The 2,579-nt window shown below is 37.0% G+C and carries 3 protein-coding genes and 1 pseudogene; 3 read left to right on the top strand and 1 reads right to left on the bottom strand.

Annotation, left to right across the window (positions count from 1 at the left end; genetic code table 11):
* The coding region (locus FTE26_RS00985) for an RHS repeat-associated core domain-containing protein (RefSeq protein WP_072184460.1) at nucleotides 1–664 on the top strand (664 nt) is incomplete at its 5' end.
* Nucleotides 648–1,130 (top strand): YdcD family protein, encoded by a 483-nt coding sequence (locus FTE26_RS00980; RefSeq protein ID WP_000939262.1) that lies wholly within the window; start codon nucleotides 648–650, stop codon nucleotides 1,128–1,130. The genes FTE26_RS00985 and FTE26_RS00980, both read left to right, overlap by 17 nt.
* On the opposite strand, the gene FTE26_RS00975 is transcribed toward FTE26_RS00980, so the two are convergent.
* Nucleotides 1,045–1,230 carry a hypothetical protein gene (locus FTE26_RS00975; protein WP_122985282.1) on the bottom strand — a complete coding sequence of 62 codons (186 nt, stop codon included), beginning with the start codon at nucleotides 1,228–1,230 and terminating at the stop codon, nucleotides 1,045–1,047. The two genes, FTE26_RS00980 and FTE26_RS00975, sit on opposite strands and share 86 nt — an antisense overlap.
* Before the next feature lie 80 nt (nucleotides 1,231–1,310).
* On the opposite strand from FTE26_RS00975, the pseudogene FTE26_RS00970 reads away from it, so the two are divergent.
* Nucleotides 1,311–2,437, top strand: a pseudogene (locus FTE26_RS00970) (ISAs1 family transposase).
* Nucleotides 2,438–2,579: the final 142 nt, after the last annotated feature.

Genomic DNA, 2,579 nt, shown 5'->3' with positions numbered 1-2,579 from the left:
GCTTAATGAGGAGAACCCGCATCACCTGCACCAGCCGTACCGGCTGCCGGGGCAGCAGTATGATAAGGAGTCGGGGCTGTACTATAACCGTCACCGGTACTACGATCCGTTGCAGGGGCGGTATATCACCCCGGACCCGATTGGGTTGAGAGGTGGATGGAATATGTATCAGTATCCGTTGAATCCCATACAAGTGATAGACCCAATGGGGTTAGATGCGATTGAGAATATGACATCAGGTGGACTAATTTATGCCGTATCTGGTGTACCTGGATTGATTGCTGCAAACAGCATTACTAACAGTGCTTACCAGTTCGGTTATGATATGGATGCTATTGTTGGCGGAGCTCATAATGGAGCCGCCGATGCAATGAGACATTGTTACTTGATGTGTCGAATGACTAAGACATTTGGATCAACAATAGCTGACGTGATAGGTAAAAATCATGAGGCGGCAGGGGATAGACAAGGTCAGCCAGCTAAAGAAAGAATCATGGATCTTAAAAATAACACTGTCGGTATTGCTTGTGGCGATTTTTCTGCCAAATGTAGCGATGCATGTATTGAAAAATATAACACTGGGCAACTCTTCGGGTTAGATGGTATAAAAGCAGATAATCCAATAAAAGCAAAGCAAGGGAGTTCAGATGCTTCAAATTATTAGAGGCAAACTTGTCATTTTTTTAATTACCCTTTGTTTATTTGTTGTTTACCTTGGGTTTGATAACAATTCAAATTCTGACATCGTATTTTATGGACATAAAACACCAAAGAGCGTTGAGATATATCTTTCTGAAAAAAATATTATTTATAAAATAATTAATGACCAAAAAATTAGTAGAGGGAATGGTCATTTTATAAGTATAATGGTTAATAATTACAGGACGCACTGTGGAGTGGTTGATATAAATCTTAATTTTTTCAATGATATTCTTTATAGCGTGCGATTAAAAAACATTAGTAAACTGGAGAATATGGAGTTCTGCGCTAAAAAACAACGGGTGTATTTTAGTGATAAAAACAAGAAGGCTAGTTATAAAATAATTAATTATGGAGACTATTACGATGTTGATTATTATGATAACAATTTGAAAAATGAAGTTTTTGACTGGATTGGTAAATGGTCATAATGAACAACACCAGAAAGAGAAAAATATAAAATACATACAGAAAGACATGAGAGCAAGGGACGGGGCAGGGCAAGATCATGAAAATTGTGATGTAAATCACGATTTTCATCTTGGCTTTAACGCCTACAGGTGATCAAAATTTAACCTTTGGAATAACTAAAAAGATAAAAAAGGACCCAGGTGAGTATTCAAAGTTTGCTTGATTATATTTCAGTGATCCCTGATATACGACAACAAGGAAAGGTTAAACATAAATTATCTGCTATTTTGTTTCTCACCGTATGTGCAGTAATTGCAGGTGCCGATGAGTGGCAGGAAATTGAAGATTTTGGACATGAAAGACTTGAATGGCTAAAGAAATATGGTGATTTTGATAATGGCATTCCGGTCGATGACACCATTGCACGCGTTGTGAGTAACATTGACAGTTTGGCCTTTGAAAAGATGTTTATTGAATGGATGCAGGAGTGCCATGAAATCACTGATGGTGAAATTATAGCAATAGATGGAAAGACCATAAGAGGCTCCTTTGATAAGGGAAAAAGAAAAGGAGCAATCCATATGGTGAGTGCATTCTCGAACGAAAATGGTGTTGTACTGGGGCAGGTGAAAACGGAAGCCAAAAGTAATGAGATTACAGCCATTCCAGAGTTGCTTAACCTACTGTATTTAAAGAAAAATTTGATAACCATTGATGCTATGGGCTGTCAGAAAGATATCGCTTCGAAGATCAAAGATAAAAAAGCAGATTATCTTCTGGCAGTAAAAGGCAATCAGGGGAAATTACATCATGCATTCGAGGAAAAATTTCCTGTAAATGTGTTTTCTAATTATAAAGGCGATTCGTTTAGTACGCAGGAGATAAGTCATGGAAGAAAAGAAACACGTTTGCATATTGTCAGTAACGTAACGCCTGAACTTTTGTGATTTTGAATTCGAATGGAAGGGATTAAAAAAGCTTTGTGTAGCATTGTCATTCAGGCAGAAGAAAGAAGATAAATCAGCAGAAGGTGTAAGCATCCGATATTATATTTCATCAAAGGATATGGATGCTAAAGAATTTGCACATGCTATCAGAGCGCACTGGCTGATCGAGCACAGTCTTCATTGGGTGTTAGATGTAAAAATGAATGAAGATGCCAGCCGGATAAGAAGAGGAAACGCAGCCTAAATAATATCTGGAATAAAGAAGATGGCACTGAATTTATTAAGAGATTGCAAAGACATTAAGGGTGAAGAGGAAAAGAAAGAAGGCTGCGTTAAACACAGGGAAAGATCATCAGAAGTTCACTTTTTGTACTAAATAATTCGCATTTTATGTTTAAAAATTGAGATATTCCTCATTACCTGAAGCTGTTTTTTATTGCTTATACATGATCAAATACTCCTTACATAAATAAGGTGAACAAATGGAACTTAAAAAATTGATGGAACATATTTCTATTATTC

The organism is Escherichia sp. S10b, from assembly GCF_028421345.1.
Lineage (GTDB): Bacteria > Pseudomonadota > Gammaproteobacteria > Enterobacterales > Enterobacteriaceae > ECMA0423.
The sequence above is the reverse complement of the archived record's forward strand: the minus strand, read 5'-3'. Positions and strand labels throughout refer to the sequence as shown.